Below are 19,036 nucleotides of genomic sequence, written 5' to 3' on the forward strand. Positions count from 1 at the left end.
TGATGTCCATAAAAACGTATAGCCGCTCTGTCTTATGTATGGGAACAACCGTGTCCATTCAAGTAATTGCTCCGCAATCAGAGGAAGCAAATGTCCTTCACCACATCTCAAAGGCATTTACTATTTTTAAAACCGTTGAAACGATATGCAGTCGATTTGATACCAAAAGCGAAGTTATGAAACTAATGAGACATGTCAAAGAACCGGTTTCTGTTAGTCCTCTATTATTTGAAGCCCTTCATTTCGCTGTCTTAGTAGCAAATGAAACGAATGGCATCTTTGACCCAACGGTAGGAAAACAATTAGAAAACCGCGGTTTTAACGAACACTACTTATATGGAAAGCCCGTACAAGTGAACGAAGCAGTCAATTCTGGAAGTTATAAAGACATCGTATTGGATACACATAAAAAAACGGTTCTCTTACAAAAACCGATGATTATAGATCTTGGAGCGGTCGCCAAAGGATTGGCAATTGATTTAGCTGCCCGCTCCATTCCTTATCAGCATTTTATGATTAATGCGGGAGGAGACATCCTAGTTAAAGGCCTCAATCAACACGGAGAATTGTGGAAAGTCGGGATTCAGCACCCTGCGATTCAAACGCAGTCATTACTCACTTTGCGTGTAACAGATACGGCTGTCTGCACATCAGGAAATTATGCTAGAAAAAATAAGACGCATCCATCAACGCATCATTTGGTTAATCCCTTATCTCCATCCACTCGAAGCAGTCTACTGAGTTGTACAGCTATTGCTCCTTCTGCCATGCTGGCCGATGCGTTATCTACGTCAGCTTTTATTTTAGGAGCAGAAAAAGGAGTAAATTTATTGAATGATGCCGACATACGCGGCGTGCTCTTCGATTCTAGTTTCACTCCTTTTTTCACATCAGATATGGAGGAATTAATGAATTATGACCACACGTTCTGAACGAAGAAGCGGTGTTAAATATATTAGTACACCAAAAGGTTATATTATTGTAGATGAAAACAAACCAAAGGAAGTAAGTCGATGGGCGCAGCTAGTTAAAACACCTAAAAGATATGTAATCGCTATGCTGCTGCTTTTAACTTTATTAGGTGAATTCAACTCTTCTGCCTTTCAAGGGTTAGGACACCTACTGCTTGCCGTATCTTCGGCGGCCGCCTTAGATTTAGGATTTTCTTTTGCTTATAAAAAGAAAATTCAGCTTCCTGACGGCGGAATTATTACTGGATTAATTATTGCCTTAGTGCTCAGCACCTCTACACCTGCTTGGGTCACATTTTGCACTGTAGCTGTTGCGATTTTATCGAAGCACTTAGTAAAAGTTAAAAAGAAGCCGATTTTTAACCCTGCCGCTTTTGGTCTTCTCTTTTCACTTATTGTCTTTTCAAGCGGCCAAAGCTGGTGGGGAAGCTTATCTTTACTACCTGTATGGCTCATTGTGTTTGTGTTTGTGACGGGGTACCTTGTGACAAGCAAAGTAAATAAATTCCCTCAAGTATTTGCATTTTCAGGCGTGTATTTTGCTATTTTTACGATTATGTCATTAATAGGAATAGGAGATGTAGCGGATGCTTTACGAGCTCCTTTTGTCAATTCCGCTTTATTTTTAGCCTTCTTCATGGTGACGGATCCGCCAACTTCTCCTGCAAAGTATAAAGACCAAATAAAATTTGGACTGCTTGCGGGGGCGATTAGCGCTGTAGATTACTTAGTTTTTGGCGGCCTTGCCTATTTATTAATCGGCCTGTTACTTGCTAATGCATGGAAAGCGTGGAAGACTGCCAACAAAAAAGTGATGAAAAAAGCTGCCTGATGATAGGCAGCTTTTTTCATAGCGGAATTTTCACATGAAATTCCGTACCCACGTTTTTTTGGCTAAAAACCTTAATTTCTCCGTCATGAGCTTGTACAATCCATTTGGCAATCGCGAGACCTAAACCTGACCCTCCTTCAGCACGTGCTCGGCTCTTATCACTTCGATAAAAGCGATCAAACACATATGGAAGGTCTTTCGCTTCAATTCCAACGCCTGTGTCTCTAACGATTAACGTCATAGAGTGATGATGTTTCTTTAGACTGATGTGAATGCTTTCTCCAGAGGGCGTGTATTTAAAAGCGTTATCTAATAAAATCATACATAGCTGATGAAGTCTTTCTTGATCTCCTCCGCACATTAACGATTCAATCTCCCTTGTGAAATGAAGCTCCTTTAGTTCAAATATGGGCTCAAATTGATTAGCTACTTTATCAACCAGCTCGCCCATATTAAAGACCGTTTTGTTTAGCAGCTGTGCACTTGAATCAGATCTAGCCAGTGTTAGTAAGTTACCCACCAGCTTCGTCATCCGCTTCACTTCGTTTAAGCTTTGATAAATATTTTCGCTTTCTTGCTCAATCGTATGATTTGGTCGTCTAAACAATAGCTCGAGATGCGTTTGCATCACGGAAAGAGGCGTTCTTAACTCATGGGAAGCATCTGCAATAAATTCGACCTGTTTGTTCCACGACTTTTGTATAGGTACAAGCGCTCGATTAGCTAAAAACAAGCCGGCTACAAGCGAAAGAAGCAGTCCAATAAACGCTGAAATGATAAGAAGAAAAGCAAGATGCTCTAAGGTTTGAGTTTCTGGATCTACGTTTAAGACAAGTTGAATCGTTGAAACGTCTTGGTCTTTTATATACCCTTCGTTTTTCACATTCATCACTCGATAAGCATGACCGTTTACCTCTTGCGACGTTTGGATTTTCCCTTCTGAGAGCGCGGGCTTAAAGTCGTCAATATCGTTTGTATATAACCCTTTTTTAGGTGTGATTTTAATTAACTTTTTATCACTGCTCCAAAGTAAAAACGCAACGCGCCTTTCTGTTTCTCTTTCATTATTTTCTTGAATTTCATGTAGGTTTCTTTTTTTTACTTGCTCCCTCATCTCACTTAACCGATTGTCTGGATTTAAAAAAATAACATGCTGCATATAAAAATATAAAACTAAACTAAAAATGCTCAAAATAACCATCAGCACCATTGTGTTAAATAACACAAGCCTGATTCTTGTCTTTTTAAACATGCTCTTCCCCTTTTAACATAAAGCCTACGCCTCTGACTGTACGTACATAACCGTCACAATTAAAAGGCTGAAGCTTCTTTCTTAAATGGTGAACATAGACGTCTACTACACCCACTCCTACATCAGATGTAAATCCCCATACCCGATTAAAAATTTGATCTCGAATCAGGATTTGTTCTTTATTTCGAATAAAGTATTCCAAAAGCTGAAATTCTTTAATCGTTAACGTTAGGGCACTCCCATTTATCATAACTTCATGATTGGCTTCTCGTATAGAAATGGGACCATATGAAATCATGCCTTCTTCTGCCTGCAAGTCTCTGAGCATCACCCTTAACCTCGCAAAAAGTTCAGCCATGGCAAAAGGCTTAACCAAATAATCATCAGCTCCATAATCGAGTCCTTTCACTCGATCTTCTACACTATCTTTTGCAGTGAGAAAAATAACTTTCGTCAGCACCTTTTGTTTTCTTAGCTTTTTTAGTATGTCAAGCCCTGTCATACCCGGTAGCATAATATCTAAAATCAAGGCATCATAAATATTCTGCTCTGCTAAAAACAAACCTTCATCTCCTTCAGACGCACAATCAACTTCATATCCTTCTTCTTTTAAGCCTTCTACGATACCGTGTAATAATGAAGCATCGTCTTCTACCACAAGTACACGCATATCAAATTCCCCCTTTTGTCATTACCTAAGTAAGCATTATCTTAGCATGTCACTTTTAAAAATATTTTAAAACTAGCGTGTTATCATCTCTTATACTTTATAAAAAAAGTTATGCCTGCAAGCAGACATAACTTTTAACTAAACGCTATTTATGATCCGGACGTCGGTAAATGAACACTGCTTCTTTTGGCAGTTTACCAAACAGAAAGCTAGCAAACGGTAAAAGACGATGACATCCCCAAATGATGAGGTAACAGCCCGCTAATGTTAAAACATAGCGTGCCACGATTTCAAAGTGAAACATGTAATTTCCTTGTATTGGTACTGCTTTTGCCACAAAGTTTAAAACCATTGGGTGAATCAAGTAAAATCCAAACGAGTACATGGCAATATTTTTAACGGTCGTCACGGACTTCACAGAAAGCTTTTCAGCTAATATCTCTGCAATTCGGAAGAAGAAATAACTTCCAGCGACCAAATAAAGCGTATTAACAGCCTCATACGTAAAGCCAGAAATTCGGATTGTCTTCATTGTGTACAAGTGATAATTTAACAGTGAAATAGCTATTCCCGATCCGAGCGTCACCAGAAATAATACAACATTCGATCGACTGTACTTTTTATCCACTTGCTCGCGATAATAAATGCCAATCCAACCGCCGAGTAAAAACGTAGCCATTGTATTTAAAAATAAATTAAATGAAGTGATATGATACGTATTGTTAAGCATTAAATAACCAAGCTGAATGATAATGCCAAACAGCCACATGTATTTTTTAAAAATGGTTATTTTTTGTGCTAGCCATACAAAAACCGGCAGCACGAGATAGACTTGTACAATTAAAAAGATAAAATGAAGCTGATAGTAGGACTCTCCGCGTAAAATACGTTTCACAATATCAGATGCATTTAATTCTGTTGCTCCTACATAGTACGAATAAAATTCATAAATAAGTGCCCAAATAATATAGGGAACCAAAATATATGTCACTCTTCGAGCATAATACGTTTTCCATAAAGTCTTTGTTAAAGGCTTATTAATATAACTATAAAAGAAAACCAAACCTGTGATCACAATAAAGATTCCTGCTTCAATTCGAACAATTCGGTTAAGAAAATGATATTTCTGATAAGCTTCGCTTGCAAATGGCAGTACCGTTGCATACGCTGCTGTTACATGTACGAGCACAACCATCATCATAGCGAATAATCGTAAAAAATAAATGGATTGAATATGCTGCTTTTGTTTTTGCTTCACTTTTTCTCTCCTATATAATGTGAAATATAAATTCTAGATGAATAATAGAACATTCAATTTTCTCTTATCTTTCCCGTTTTACAAATAAAAAAGCTAATAACATAAAATAAATGTTATTAGCTTTACTCGTTTGTATTTTATCTTTCCTCTTGTTATCATGCAACTGAATTTACAAAAACAATAAAGAACTTACGTATAAAGACCTAATTAAGTTCCTTTTATTTACGGTGCATTTTAAATTCTAAAAATAACTCATTGTAATAAGCAAGCATTCGTTTGCCTAAGTTATTATATACTTCAAGCTTTTTTGTTAGTTCTTCCTCTGGGTAAAAACGTTCATCTTCAGCTACTTCTTTCGGCAAATAATCTAACGCTTTTTTATTAGGCGTAGAATACCCTACATATTCCGCATTCTGAGCAGCGTGTTTAGGATCTAGCATAAAATTCATGAATTTATGTGCGCCTTCTACGTTTTTAGCCGTTTTTGGAATAACCATGTTATCAAACCATAAATTCGAACCTTCTTCTGGAACAACGTAATTCAGCTTATCGTTTTCACTCATAATTTCAGAAGCATCGCCTGACCAAACAACGCCAATTGCCGCTTCTTCATTTGCTAGGAGCATCTTAATCTCGTCTCCTACAATGGCTTTGACATTTGGTGTTAATGTATCAAGCTTTCTTTTTGCTTCTTGAAGATGGGCTTTATTCGTATCATTTAATGAATAATTTAAGCTATTTAGCCCCATTCCCATCACTTCTCTAGCGCCATCTGCAAGTAAAATTTGATTTTTCAGCTTAGGATCCCATAAATCATTCCAACTTTTTATCTTCTTACCATGAATCATATCGGAATTATAAACAATACCCACAGTTCCCCAAAAATAAGGAATAGAGTACTTATTGCCAGGATCAAAAGATAAGTCTAAAAAACGCGGATTAATGTATTTTAAATTAGGCAGCTTCGAATGATCAATTGGCAATAGTAAATTTTCTTCACGCATCTTGCTAATCGCGTACTCAGAAGGCACAGCAATATCAAATGTCGTACCGCCTTGTTCAATTTTGGTCATCATTGCTTCATTCGAATCAAAGGTCTGATAAATGACTTTAATTCCGGTTTCTTTTTCAAACTGATTCACTAAATCAGGATCAATATAATCTCCCCAATTATAGACGGTCAGCGTATCTCCTCCAGAGTATCCTTCGGCATTGTTCAAATGGTGAACCACGTACATAAGAACGAAAGAAAGGATGACGATGAAGATAAACGGCTTTGCTAATTGCTTCATTTTCCAGTCGCCACCCCTTTCACTTTATTGCTATATCGCTGACTGATAAAGTAATAACCGATTACAATCAGCACGGTAAACATGAAAATAAGAGTAGAAAGAGCATTGATTTTCAGCGAGACCCCTCTTCTTGCTAACGAGTAAATTTCTACTGAAAGCGTGGAAAAACCATTCCCGGTCACAAAGAACGTAACCGCAAAGTCATCCAAAGAGTAAGTTAAAGCCATAAAAAAGCCTGCAAAGATACCCGGACGAATAAATGGCAATACCACTTTCGAAAGTACTTCAAAGCGGCTTGCGCCCAAATCACGGGCTGCATCAAGCAGTGTCGGACTCATTTCCTGCAGCTTAGGCAGAACCATGATGACCACAATCGGTACACTGAATGCAATATGCGCTAATAATACCGATATAAATCCGAGCTTTACACCAATAATGGTAAATAGGATTAAAAACGATGCGCCAATAATAACATCTGGACTCACAATTAACACATTATTAAATGTTAACAGCGTATTTTGAACACGTCTGCGCTTCACGTATACGATAGCAAGTGCCCCTACCACGCCAATAATCGTTGAAATAACCGAAGACAATAGAGCAATAATTAAGGTATTCAAGACAATGATAAGCAAACGTGTGTCTTGAAACACTTCTTTGTACCAATCTAACGTAAACCCTTCAAATTCACGCATGTTTCCCCCGCTGTTAAAAGAGTAATACATTAAATAAAAAATGGGCGCGTATAAAATGAAAAATACAAAAAATAAATAAAGGTGGCTGAACTTCCACTTTCTCTTCATTTTACACACCTCTCTTTCCAGTGCCTGTTATGAGCATCATAACGGCCATCGCAATAATTAAAAAGACGGCTATTGTGGCGCCCATGCCCCAATCCTGCGTCACTAAAAAATGTTGTTCAATCGCTGTTCCAAGTGTAATGACGCGGTTTCCAGCAATTAAACGCGTAATCATAAAGAGTGATAGTGCGGGAATAAAAACAGCCTGACAACCTGATTTAACCCCTTCTAGCGTTAGCGGAAATACCACTCGCTTAAATGTCACCCATGAAGATGCCCCCAAGTCTCGCGAAGCGTAGATAAGCGAGGGATTAAGTTCTTCTAAAGAGTTAAAGATCGGCAAAATCATAAAGGGGATAAAAATATATACCGATACAAATACAAAACTAAAGTCAGTAAATAAAATTTGATGAGTACCAAGTCCCAGAAATTCAGTAAACTTATTAACCGTACCGTACGTGCCGAATATACCTAAAAAAGCATAGGCTTTTAATAATAGGTTAATCCACGTCGGTAAAATAATCAGTAGAAGCCAAAGCTGCTTATGCTTAAGCTTCGTTAGTAAATAAGCTGTGGGATAAGAAAAAACCAAGGAAAATAACGTAATTAAAAAGGCATACCAAAATGAGCTCAGCGTCATCTGTAAATAAACAGGGGTAAAAAATTTCTTATAGTTTTCAAGCGTCAGCTCATTATCAATGCTGAAAAAAGAATAATAGACAACTAATACAATGGGAGCAACTACAAAAAGCAAAATCCATAACACGTACGGGACTAAATAAATATTTCTTGATTTAGTTTGCATGGTAATCCTCTTCATAACCTTCGAGTCGCTTATCAAATTCTTCTTCCGTTTCATTAAATCGCATAACATGAATAGCTTCAGGTTCAAAATATAAACCAATTTCTTCGCCAACCGTTGCCTTTTTCGTAGAGTGAACGAGCCACTCATTCCCTGCATGGTCATAGCCTAAAATTTCATAATGGACTCCTCTAAACAGCTGTGAATCTACACGAACCTGCAGCTTTCCTTGATCTGAGCTTGTAATGGCTAAATCTTCAGGACGAATCACAATTTCAACTTGCTCATTGCGGTTTAATCCTTGATCGACACATTCAAATTGCTGGCCGCCAAACTCCACTAAAAAGTCAGCAATCATTTTACCTGGTACAATATTTGATTCACCAATAAAATCGGCAACAAAACGATTAATTGGCTCATCATAAATATCTGTAGGTTCCCCGCTCTGCTGGATTCTTCCTTTATTCAAAACAAAGATTTCATCGGACATCGCAAGCGCTTCTTCTTGATCGTGCGTAACAAAAATGAACGTAATACCTAGACGACGCTGTAATTCTCTTAACTCGTATTGCATTTCCGTACGCAATTTTAGATCAAGAGCTGAAAGCGGCTCGTCCAGCAAAATGACTTCGGGCTGATTTACAATTGCTCGTGCAATGGCTACGCGCTGTCTTTGGCCGCCCGACATTTCCTTTATTTCTCTGTTTTCATATCCTTCTAAGTTAACAAAACGAAGGGCTTCTTTAACTTTTATTGCAATATCAGCATTTTTTATCTTCTTGATTCGAAGACCAAATGCTACATTTTCAAATACATTCAAATGGGGGAAAAGTGCGTAGTCTTGAAAAACCGTATTAACCTGACGTTTGTTAGCCGGGACATCATTAATTCTTTTCCCATTAAAATAAATCGTTCCGCTTGAGGCTTCCGTAAAGCCTGCAATTAATCGTAAAATCGTTGTCTTTCCACATCCCGATGGACCTAAGAGGGTATAAAACTTCCCTTTTTCAATTTCAAAGCTTACATGATCCAATACAACTGAATCATTATCATATTGCTTGGTCACATTTTCAAATTGAATAATTGTATTCGTAGATGTCATTTCACTTCACCTCTTTTGTTCTATAAATAAGACTCTGTCGCCACGATAATTAACTCTGTTATTCCGTCATGAGCATTTAAAATCTGATGTTCTTCAGAAGCTTGAAAATAAATGGTTTCTCCTTGTTTGGCTTCATATATTCTGCCCCCAAGCTTCACCTTCACACACCCGCGCAAAATGTAGCCAAACGTTTCTGAAAGGGAAGGCTCAAATCTCTTAAATGCACCTTTTTCATGAAGAATAAGACGAATTGGCTCCATTTCTTTTTCATTTGATTCATGTACAAGCCACTGAATATGGTAACCTTTTTCATCTTCGCAATAACTCGTGTAGTCTTCCTCTCTGTATACAACCTTTTGAACATGCGTATCAATTTCGAAGAATTCTTTCGGCTCGCACCCTAGCACTTCCAAAATACTAAAAAACGTTTCTAAAGACGGCGAACTTAAATCGCGCTCTAGCTGCGAAATATAGCCTTTGCTTAAATCAGTACGTTCTCCTAACTCTTCTTGTGTTAAACCTTTTTTTAATCGTAAATTTTTAATTTTCTTTCCTATTTCCATACTCTCGATCCTCAACTGTATTTAAAATTAGCAAACAGCATGAATGATTGTTCATGCTGTTCCAAACTCAGGTTTTGTTTTACTTAACTTAAAGTTTACTTTTAACCTTAAAATATTATACATGAATTATTTTTTAGTACAACCTTAAACACTTAAAAAATAAAAACTCCTTTTATTTAAAAGGAGTTTTTATTTTTATTTATACAACTTATGCGTTTCATACTGTTTCCCGGATAATGTATCAAACTCAACTTCATGGTAATCTTGAAGGTCTTTTGCAGCCTTTTTAGAGAGCGCTGCCGGATCATCCACTAGCTTTCCTTTTGAATCTATATACATATTTGAACGAAAAGCCGGCACTTCTGTTTTCATTTGATTCAACTGATCGTAGAACAGATTACTTTTGTAACCAAGAGATTGAACAAGCGTCGGAGCAATATAAATAGGACTCATCGTACCGAGATTTTTATCTATTTTCGTATCGTAATTAGATAAAAATAAGAGTGGCGTCTCATAAAATTTTTGAGATGTTTGCTGCGTTTTCTCGTTTCCAAAGCCCGTTTCTTTGTAAGCTTGAAGATTTTGTCCAAGTGCTGGCAAATGATCTCCCCAAAATACTACAATTGTCGGCTCGTCCAGCTTTTGAATTTCATCGTTCAATCGTTTTAAAGCAGCATCTGAACGTTTAATTCCTTCAGCATAAATTTCAATTTCCTTTTGCATTTCCGGTGACAACCCTTTACCGGTTACTTTAATTGTTTCCTGACCATTATACTTATCGGGTGAGTAAGGAAGATGATTTGCAATCGTTACAGCATGCACAAATGCAGGCTTTTTCGACTGACGAAGCGTATCGAGCACTTCATCAACTACCGCTTCATCGGAAACAAATTCTTTGTTATCTTTTTGGGTATGCTTCATTTCATCGATAAACTTCACTTGATCAAACCCCAAATTTGGATACACATTTTGTCTCATATAGAGCATGCCGCTATTTGGATGCATAGCTGTTGTAACATAGCCTTGTTTTTCTAAATAAGAAACAAAAGACGGATACTCTTTTTTACTCAATACATGCTGATAAGGAAGGCCTCCAGGGTTAAAGAAAGACAAAGAGTAGCTCGTTAGCGCTTCAAACTCCACATTAGCTGTCTCTCCGCCAAACGAAGGGCTTAAAGACCATCCAGAAGGATATTTCTTTTGAAGTTCTCTTGTATTTTTCATTGGATCTTCAGAGAACGTCACGTTAAGCTTTGTTGGATCCCAAAACGTTTCGTTCATCACAAACACGACGTTTGGTTTGACTTCAGCCTTGCTTTCTTGTGTTTTCTCTTCCTGTGACTGAATGCGCTTTGCCACTTTGGCCATTACTTCCTGTGAGTAGTCATCCGGCTCTTGTAGCACATCTGTTTTCACATTTGAAATCATCCCAATAACAGGTCCATTATAGTAATAATTATTTTGCTGATTCCAAGGCATCAGCGCAGCATATTGATCATAATATTTTTGAGCAAACGAGTGTTCAAAGAATAAAAATGATTTCATTAAAAAGATAAGTGGCAAAATCATAATAATTCGAAGAAACCATCGAATTTTGATTTTCGGCAAGAAAAACCAAAGAGCGATCAGTACAACGATTGATCCAATAACTCCTATTACAATAGGAATTGAAATCGAATCTTTAATCATCGGAATAACTTCTTTTAACTGACTCGCTTGAATAAAATCGTTCGGAAACAACGGTTCATTTCGAAAGATTTTTTTGTAATAGTTTACGAGAGCCAAAATAAAATACAGAACGAAGGTAATTCCAGACCCTAAATAAACTTCCCCCACTAGCATAATGATCGCTAGTGTTAACAGCGAAAGTAAAAATACCGTAAAAAGATAGCGTTCGGGGTATGCTTGCATCCACTCTATTGTTTTGCCTGGATTATGTATATCAATATGATATATAACAAAAACCATAGCAGAAACGGCTGCTACCGCAATTGAAAACACAATTGCCGTAAAAATGGCGTACCACTGTGAACCTTGTATTCTCTCTATCTGATTAAATCGAATTAGCAAATAGAAAGTGAGCGCCCATAAGACAAGTGAGCATCCCCCTATTAATACGACGAACCCAGCTGTATGGATTTGGGCCCAGTCAAACAATATCTTTGTGTCATTTGATACATTAAGCATCACAACACTGTATAAAAAAACGCTAAGCAGCCCATACGCCACCAGCATTGGCAAAGAACGATACAAATGTTTAAACATAACCTTAAGCCTCCTATTTACAATATCTTAACACTTTTAATATGATTTTAACATTCCTATCTCTCTCGCTTTCACGCCTAATTTTCCCATGATCATACCACTAACATTTCCCGAGAAATTTCACACGAAAAAAGCCCGCTTTTCTTATGAAAAGACGGGCCTCTTAGCCGTTTTATACGTATGTAAAAATTGCTGCTATGAACGTTCTTTCACTGCTTCTGCTTTTAGCAAATCACGAATTTCTGTTAAAATCTCTTCTTCTTTTGACAGAACAGCCACTTCTTCCTCTACTTTCTCTTCTTCTTTTCTCTTAAAACGATTAAAGAAACGAATAAATAAGAAAATCGAGAATGCGACAATTAAAAAATCAACAATTGTTTGAATAAAAGACCCATATAATACCGTAGCTTTCCCAACTGTAAAGGATAAATCTTTAAAGTCTATCCCTGCTAACAACAAACCAATCAGCGGCATAATAATATCATTTACAAGAGACGTGACAATTTTTCCAAATGCCGCCCCAATAATAACACCGACTGCTAAATCTAATACGTTCCCTCGCAAAGCAAACTCTTTAAATTCTTTAAGCATCTGTTTGTTCCACCTCCTGCCCTTCATTTCAAACTTTCATGATAATACATCCTAAATTAAACAGACAAGGTGCATTTTCATTTTTCTCTTTTTCATGAGATATGTACCAGACCTTTAGTTGTATTTCTGCCCAGATTTTTACTTTATATTCGCGCATAAATAAAAACGGACTTTCAGTTTTCATTCAGATAAGGTTCATGTTCAGTCCATTTTTCTTTTATACACTAATAGCATGTAATTCATCAAATATATAAAAGAACAATAGAGGAGATGGCTAGAACGTGAGAAAAATTCTACTGCGAGCAGCGGCTTTGTGTCTCGCAGCTATTATCAGTATTTCATATACAGCAAGTACGGCGGACGCAAGTGAAAACACAGCAAGTGAAGATTTAATTATTATTAATAAAAAAACAAATCAGCTTGCGTATTTTCATAACGGAAAGTTAGAAAAGACGTATTCAGTAGCTACGGGAAAAACATGGAGGGATACGCCAGTAGGTTTTTTTAAGATCGTTAACAAAATTAAAAATCGTCCTTACTATACCGGGCATATTGCAGGAGGCGCGCCTAATAATCCGCTTGGCTCCCGCTGGCTAGGGCTTAATGCAAGCGGAACAACCGGCGACACATACGCTATTCACGGCAATAACTCAGAAGATAGCATCGGCAACTATGTAAGCCATGGCTGCGTACGAATGCACAATGCGGATGTGGAAGAATTATTCAATAAAGTGGCAGTAGGAACATCTGTAACCATTACGTATTCATCAAAAACCTTCAAAGAACTGGCAAAGGTATATGGCTACGGGCAGCTGTGAAAAAATAAAAGCTTATCCAAAAAATGTGGATAAGCTTTTATTCTTCTCTATTCCCATACATGAGCTCGGTACTATGTGAATATAGCTCAATAATATTCCCAAACGGATCTTCGCAATAAATTAAGTAATAAGGTTTTCCAGGTCTTGTATTCCATACTTGGCTGCGCTTTTTACCGCCTGATTGTTCAATTTTATTCGCTAATTTTTCCACGTCATCGGCTATTAAACACATGTGAAAATAACTTTGATACTGCTCATCGCTGTCTTTTAATACAAGAGGCATTTGCGGCTTATTAAATTCAAACAGTTCAATGCCTACCTGATTGTCAGCTGTCATGTGAGCATTTTTCATTTTTTTGATATGAGACCCCAGTAAATCTTGAGTCATATTTTCAGCTTGTTCTTTCTCTGCATTAAACGTATAAGGACCAGCAATCAGCTTAAAACCTAAAACTTTCCTATACCACTTCACGGCTTCTTCTACATCAGGTACAGCTAATCCAACGTGAGTAATAGCTACCATTTTATCATCCTCCTATACAGAAACATTCCCTTTCTACAAAAAGAAAAACAGCCCATTTAAAATGGACTGTTTACACGCACTAAATTCATTTACGATTTTAAAGCATTATATTGAGCAATGATTTCTTTTGTTAAATCATTACTTGCCTCTAACCCACTAACCTCTTTTAATACATACTCAATACCATACTCATGAATATTCGTTTGAAGCTTCATAGCCTCTTTATCTTCTTGCGGGTCAAATAAAAGCGCAGCAGCGATGGCTTTCGCTAAGTGGGTATACGAAAGGCCCGCTTTTTTTGCTTCTAGCGCTGGACGAATCAAACGATCCTGAGGTCCAAGCTTGCGAATTGGCGCTCTTCCTACCCGTTTAACTGAATCATTTAAATGAGGATTCTTAAAGCGCTCAATAATTTTTACGATGTAGGCTTCGTGTTCCTCTCTATTTAAAGCATATCTCTTAATTAGATAGTCTCCTGTTTCTCGTAGCGTTTGCTGTACTTGTTCGTAAATATCTGAATCTCTTAACGTTTGATCAATCGTTTCTTTTCCTTTTAAATAACCAAAATATGCGATCACCGCGTGTCCCGTATTCACTGTAAATAACTTTCTTTCAATAAAAGGAGCAAGGTCAGGCACAATCGTCATTCCTTCTACAAAAGGAATATCTTCAGGTGCCTCTACTACCCATTCATAATAGGATTCTACTAAAACATCAAGCGAACCTTGGTTGTGTTGAATAGGTACGATACGATCTACAGCTGAATTGAAGAAAAAGACCTTATTTACCATATGAGCTTTTGTCTCTTCATCCAGCGCATCAAAAATATAGCCTTTTAATAAATCTGTGGCAGAGATTTGATTTTCACATGCAATAATATATACATTTTCGTCGCTTGTTTTCACACGCTCAGCCAAGCCTTTAGCAATTAAAGGAGCAATTCGCGGCAGAACGTTCGGTCCGATGGCCGTCGTAATGTACGTTGCTTCTTTAATCGCTTTAATGACTGCTTGTTCTTGTGTCAGATTATTTAAACCAGATACGTTTTGAACAGCTAATGTCTCTGGGTGCTCTGCGGCTGTTATTACGTTATACCCTTCATCTGTGTTTAACTGATTAATAATCTTTTCAGCAATATCTACGAATGTAACGTGATAGTTGCTTTGAGAAAATAATGCCCCAATAAATCCTCGCCCAATATTGCCTGCTCCAAAATGAACTGCTTGTTTCACAAAAATCATTCCTTTATCAAATTATTTCGAAGGTACTCATGAAACGTATCCTCTAGCCTTTTGCGAATTATCTCTTCGTTCGAAGAAGAAAAAACCATCATTGCTTCATGATCTTCAATTAAACTTGTACTAATTAAACTTAAGATTTCTTGCTGTGCTTCACTTAACTCCTCAGGTGCCAGCATTAATAGAAGGTTACGCGCCTGCATGTTTGTTCCGTCCATACCTTTAACTGTGCAAGGCTGTTCTAAATGTGAAACTTGAAAGATCAGCTCTTTCACGTGATGTTCACGGCAATGGAACAGTGCCATACTCGTTTGCGGAATACCTAAACCGCCTTTGTTTTCTCGTTCCTTAAGCTGATCAATAACGCAGCTGGCATTGGTTATTAAACGTTCTTTTTCAGCGGCTTTTACTACGTGCGAAATCACTTGATCATGACTCACTGCATCCGAAAATCGATACATTCTAAGGTTTTGAAGAATTGACTCGATACTTCCATGCACATCTTTAATTTGCTTCATCGTTTCCTCAAAAGACGGTTTTTCTGTAGAAACGGTCTTATTTTTATATTGAAACGAGCGATAGTCCTTATCTTTGGTTAACTTTTGAATGTTTTTCTGTAAAAAATTCTGGACGGATTGAATATCCTCTTCGGTTAAGAGTGGATTAACTAAAATGTAATCTACATTTAAAAAAGGAAGTCTTACTGTTGAAATCACTACGTCATACCCTTCAAGCGCGGCTTCTTTGATTTCTTTTACCGATTTAATGACAACTGAATTAATCTCCGGAATCTCTTTACGAATACGGCTAGCTAACATTTTTGAGGTGCCGATTCCAGTTGGACAGACAATCAGCGCCTGAATTTCCATGACTTCTTCTTTTAGCACTAGCGTTGAACCAAAATGTAAAACAAGATATGCCACTTCATCATCTGGAAAAACTAAATCCGGCAGCTCTTGATCGATACTGTTTCTTACAGCCATAAATAAAACCGGGTACTTTTTCTTAATCTCTTCTGTTAACGGATTAAAAAGCTCCATTTTCTGCTTAAGACGAAAAATTGCCGGTTCCATATGAGCAAGCAGCCCTTGGTAAAGGGAAAAATCACCGGTTAAGTCGGTGTTAAGCTGAACAGAAACATGAGCAATCATATTCTTAATAATCTGCCCAACCACTACGCTGTCGTAATATACGTCTCTAGTAGTTTGGAACTTTGCTGCACGCAGCCGTACTGCTAAGAAATGAATATCTTTTTCCGTGAAAGAAAGGGAAAATACCCGTTCAATTTCGCGGCAAATATCCTTCATTAAGAACAGTTCACTCGCCAGCTCTTCCGTTTGGCCGCCGTCGCCTTCTAGATACATTTGCTTTTTCGTTCGCTGTATCATAATGCAAATATGAACAATGAGCCCTATATAATCGCTGTCAGCCAGCTTAGAATGATGCTGATTAATCGCTTGATGTACAATTCGGTCTACTTCTGCCAAATAATCCGGATAAAAATAATGCAAAATATTTTCATTCGTATGCTGCTGATTTTCTACTAGAAACAAGCACTCAATTAACTCTTCATTAAAGTGAACAAGAAAATAATTAGCTAATGCCTTTCTTTTATTGGCTTCAGTAGCTTGAACCTCTACTCCCACCCCTCTTTTTCGGTGAAGAAAAACGTCAAATGTGGTTAACCACTCCGTGAGTTCATCTAAATAAGCAGTTAGTGTAGTAATACTTACTTCTAAGTCTTTAGCCAGCGTTTGTAATTTAAATGAATCTCCTTCTTCTAGAAGAAGAATTAAAAGAATTAATTTTCTTTCCTGTGGAGACTGATCCGTCGTTTTAATCTTCATCAGCTCTTGGATAAGACGAAAAATTTGTTCATTTTTACCTTCAATCATTAGTCCTTCATCTTGTGTACGAATCAGCTTCAAATCAAATTTCTCAAGTATTGATTCAACTGCCTTTAAATCTCGGTGAACGGTTCTTACACTTACATTCAAAAAAGTAGCAAGTGTAAGTGCTGTATGCTTTCCTGCCGTTTTAATAATTAACTCAATGATTGATTTTTCTCTTGAAGTAATAAACAAGAACATCAACTCTTTTCTTATTTATAAACAAAGGACAAAAAGGCATCTTCATGCCTTTCTATCCCGTTAGTTACTTTGAATAATAGCCATTAATTCTTTAGCCGATTTGGCATGAACCATCTTTTCAATATTGTCCATATCAGAACATGTAATCGCGATACCAGATAAAATTTCTAAATGGGTGCCGTCTTTTCCGGCAATTCCAAAAATTAAACGAACTTTCTCACCATCAAAATAAACGCCTTCTGGAACTTGAATCACTGTAAAACCTGATCTTAAAACGTTCTTTTTCGCTTCTTCCGTACCGTGCGGAATCGCTACGTCATTTCCCATATAAGTAGAAGTCATATTGTCGCGCTCAATCATCGCTTCAACATAGTTTTCTTCTACATATCCGCCTTTTACTAACACACTTCCTGCAAATCGAATTGCTTCTTCCTTAGAAGAAAAGTGCTGATTCAAGAAAACGTTTTCTTCTTTTAATAAACCATCATTACTATCTGTATTATTTTCTACAGATACGTTCTTTTCTTCTTCCGCCTTAGAAGTAGTATGATCATTTTTTAGTTGATCAATTAATTTGTCATATTCCGGGCTAGATAGAAAATTATCAACCGAGATATGATACGCATCTGGAACTTTGTTTTGAGCTCTTGGCGTTAGCTCTTCCTGTGTAATAACGATTTGAGCATCACTTGGAATATTACTGATAGCTGTATTTGTTACCGAAATATTTAAATCTGCTTGTTTAACTTTCTTGCGAAGAAGAGAGGCGCCCATTGCACTCGATCCCATACCTGCGTCACAGGCAAAAACAATTTTTTGAACGCTTGCTGGTACGTCGCCTTGCTGTTTTGTAAAGCTTCCTGCTACAGAGCTCTTCTTGCCCTTCATCTCTTGCATTTTGCGAGCTGCTTCGTCCAAATCTTCTGTTTGCTTGCCCGTTTTTAAAATTAACGAACCTACAATAAACGATACGACGGCTGCAACAAGAACACCTGAGATATTTGCAACATAGCTGCCTGCATTACCTGGTGTAGCAGCTAAAATAGCCAAAATACTTCCTGGTGAAGCAACCGCTTGTAAGCCTCCACCTAAAAGAACAAATGTAAATACGCCGCTCATTCCTCCTAAAATAGCCGCAATGATTAGAAGAGGACGCATTAAAACGTAAGGGAAGTAAATTTCGTGAATTCCGCCAATAAAATGAATGATGGCCGCTCCCGGCGCTGACTGTTTTGCTGTTCCTTTTCCAAAGAAGCAATACGCCAACAGAATTCCTAATCCCGGACCAGGATTTGTTTCTAATAACAATAGAATGGACTGTCCGTTTGTTCGAATTTGTTCTGCTCCGATCGGAGATAAGATACCGTGATTAATAGCATTGTTTAAGAATAAAATTTTAGCTGGTTCAATTAGAATACTTGTAAGTGGAAGAAGGCCATGTGCAACCATCCAATCTACACCCACTACAAGTGCACCTGTAAATCCATCAACAGCCGGGCTAACTCCTAAAAAGGCTAGAATCGCTAGAATTCCTCCAAGAATACCTGCTGAGAAATTATTAATTAACATCTCGAATCCTGTTTTGACTTTACCTTCAATAAACTGATCAAACTTCTTGATGATATAACCGCCAAGCGGTCCCATAATCATAGCGCCTAGAAACATCGGAATATCAGATCCAACGATGACGCCCATGGTCGCTATAGCACCTACAACGCCTCCGCGCTGATCGTGTACAAGCTTTCCTCCTGTGTAGCCGATTAGCAGCGGAAGCAAATACTTGACCATTGGATCCACTAGTTTGGCAAGGCTTTCATTTGGAAAAAAGCCTGTTGGAATAAATAAAGCAGTAATAAGTCCCCATGCAATAAATGCTCCGATATTTGGCATAACCATTGAACTTAGAAAGTTCCCAAACTTTTGTACAGCTACTTTTATATTAGATTGAGCCATTTGCTCTCTTCCTTTC

17 protein-coding genes are annotated in these 19,036 nt (G+C 37.5%); 3 read left to right on the top strand and 14 right to left on the bottom strand.

Features of this window, described 5'->3' with window-relative positions:
- Positions 1–2: 2 nt before the first annotated feature.
- Together ACO1DI_RS23580 and ACO1DI_RS23585 are read left to right on the top strand one after the other, a co-directional pair.
- On the top strand, positions 3–932 hold the full coding sequence (locus tag ACO1DI_RS23580; protein WP_316911705.1) for an FAD:protein FMN transferase: 930 nt from the start codon (positions 3–5) through the stop codon (positions 930–932).
- Positions 916–1,803 (top strand): RnfABCDGE type electron transport complex subunit D, encoded by an 888-nt coding sequence (locus tag ACO1DI_RS23585; RefSeq protein WP_014461981.1) that lies wholly within the window; start codon positions 916–918, stop codon positions 1,801–1,803. The genes ACO1DI_RS23580 and ACO1DI_RS23585 overlap by 17 nt, the downstream gene beginning before the upstream one ends.
- A 16-nt stretch (positions 1,804–1,819) precedes the next feature.
- Here ACO1DI_RS23585 and ACO1DI_RS23590 read toward each other — a convergent pair whose 3' ends face one another.
- The 10 genes from ACO1DI_RS23590 to mscL form a co-directional block, all read right to left on the bottom strand.
- Positions 1,820–3,055 (bottom strand): sensor histidine kinase, encoded by a 1,236-nt coding sequence (locus ACO1DI_RS23590; RefSeq protein WP_209368126.1) that lies wholly within the window; start codon positions 3,053–3,055, stop codon positions 1,820–1,822.
- Positions 3,048–3,725 (bottom strand): response regulator transcription factor, encoded by a 678-nt coding sequence (locus ACO1DI_RS23595; protein WP_013054991.1) that lies wholly within the window; start codon positions 3,723–3,725, stop codon positions 3,048–3,050. The genes ACO1DI_RS23590 and ACO1DI_RS23595 overlap by 8 nt, the downstream gene beginning before the upstream one ends.
- 145 nt (positions 3,726–3,870) lie before the next feature.
- Positions 3,871–4,983, bottom strand: a complete 1,113-nt coding sequence (locus tag ACO1DI_RS23600; protein WP_042992388.1) for an acyltransferase — start codon at positions 4,981–4,983, stop codon at positions 3,871–3,873.
- A 218-nt stretch (positions 4,984–5,201) separates the two neighbouring features.
- Positions 5,202–6,275, bottom strand: a complete 1,074-nt coding sequence (locus ACO1DI_RS23605) for an ABC transporter substrate-binding protein (protein WP_042992389.1) — start codon at positions 6,273–6,275, stop codon at positions 5,202–5,204.
- Entirely contained in the window at positions 6,272–7,078 is an 807-nt protein-coding gene (locus tag ACO1DI_RS23610) for an ABC transporter permease (RefSeq protein ID WP_014461984.1), read from the bottom strand. The genes ACO1DI_RS23605 and ACO1DI_RS23610 overlap by 4 nt, the downstream gene beginning before the upstream one ends.
- A gap of 1 nt (position 7,079) precedes the next feature.
- A complete protein-coding gene (locus tag ACO1DI_RS23615; RefSeq protein ID WP_013054987.1) occupies positions 7,080–7,880 on the bottom strand; it encodes an ABC transporter permease in 801 nt (266 codons plus the stop codon).
- A complete protein-coding gene (locus tag ACO1DI_RS23620) occupies positions 7,870–8,979 on the bottom strand; it encodes an ABC transporter ATP-binding protein (protein ID WP_014461986.1) in 1,110 nt (369 codons plus the stop codon). The genes ACO1DI_RS23615 and ACO1DI_RS23620 overlap by 11 nt, the downstream gene beginning before the upstream one ends.
- A gap of 20 nt (positions 8,980–8,999) precedes the next feature.
- Positions 9,000–9,542: a helix-turn-helix domain-containing protein gene (locus ACO1DI_RS23625; protein ID WP_013054985.1), complete on the bottom strand. Its 543-nt coding sequence runs from the start codon at positions 9,540–9,542 to the stop codon at positions 9,000–9,002.
- A 195-nt stretch (positions 9,543–9,737) separates the two neighbouring features.
- On the bottom strand, positions 9,738–11,807 hold the full coding sequence (locus ACO1DI_RS23630) for an LTA synthase family protein (RefSeq protein WP_423145649.1): 2,070 nt from the start codon (positions 11,805–11,807) through the stop codon (positions 9,738–9,740).
- 195 nt (positions 11,808–12,002) lie between these two features.
- Positions 12,003–12,398, bottom strand: coding sequence for a large conductance mechanosensitive channel protein MscL (gene mscL, locus ACO1DI_RS23635; RefSeq protein ID WP_013081402.1), 396 nt, complete (start codon positions 12,396–12,398; stop codon positions 12,003–12,005).
- A 281-nt stretch (positions 12,399–12,679) separates the two neighbouring features.
- Between mscL and ACO1DI_RS23640 the strand changes: the two genes are divergently transcribed.
- Positions 12,680–13,216: a L,D-transpeptidase gene (locus ACO1DI_RS23640; protein WP_423145650.1), complete on the top strand. Its 537-nt coding sequence runs from the start codon at positions 12,680–12,682 to the stop codon at positions 13,214–13,216.
- A gap of 37 nt (positions 13,217–13,253) precedes the next feature.
- On the opposite strand, the gene ACO1DI_RS23645 is transcribed toward ACO1DI_RS23640, so the two are convergent.
- From ACO1DI_RS23645 to ACO1DI_RS23660, 4 genes are all read right to left on the bottom strand, one after another.
- The gene (locus ACO1DI_RS23645) at positions 13,254–13,739 is read right to left on the bottom strand and encodes a VOC family protein (protein WP_423145651.1); all 486 of its coding nucleotides are present in this window, start codon (positions 13,737–13,739) and stop codon (positions 13,254–13,256) included.
- Between the two features lie 89 nt (positions 13,740–13,828).
- Entirely contained in the window at positions 13,829–14,971 is a 1,143-nt protein-coding gene (locus tag ACO1DI_RS23650) for a mannitol-1-phosphate 5-dehydrogenase (RefSeq protein ID WP_423145652.1), read from the bottom strand.
- 5 nt (positions 14,972–14,976) lie between these two features.
- Positions 14,977–17,067: a BglG family transcription antiterminator gene (locus tag ACO1DI_RS23655; RefSeq protein WP_014461991.1), complete on the bottom strand. Its 2,091-nt coding sequence runs from the start codon at positions 17,065–17,067 to the stop codon at positions 14,977–14,979.
- 60 nt (positions 17,068–17,127) lie between these two features.
- Positions 17,128–19,020 (bottom strand): PTS mannitol transporter subunit IICBA, encoded by a 1,893-nt coding sequence (locus ACO1DI_RS23660; protein WP_014461992.1) that lies wholly within the window; start codon positions 19,018–19,020, stop codon positions 17,128–17,130.
- Positions 19,021–19,036 lie beyond the last annotated feature (16 nt).

This window comes from Priestia sp. 40, assembly GCF_049368575.1.
Classification (GTDB): Bacteria; Bacillota; Bacilli; order Bacillales; family Bacillaceae_H; genus Priestia; species Priestia zanthoxyli.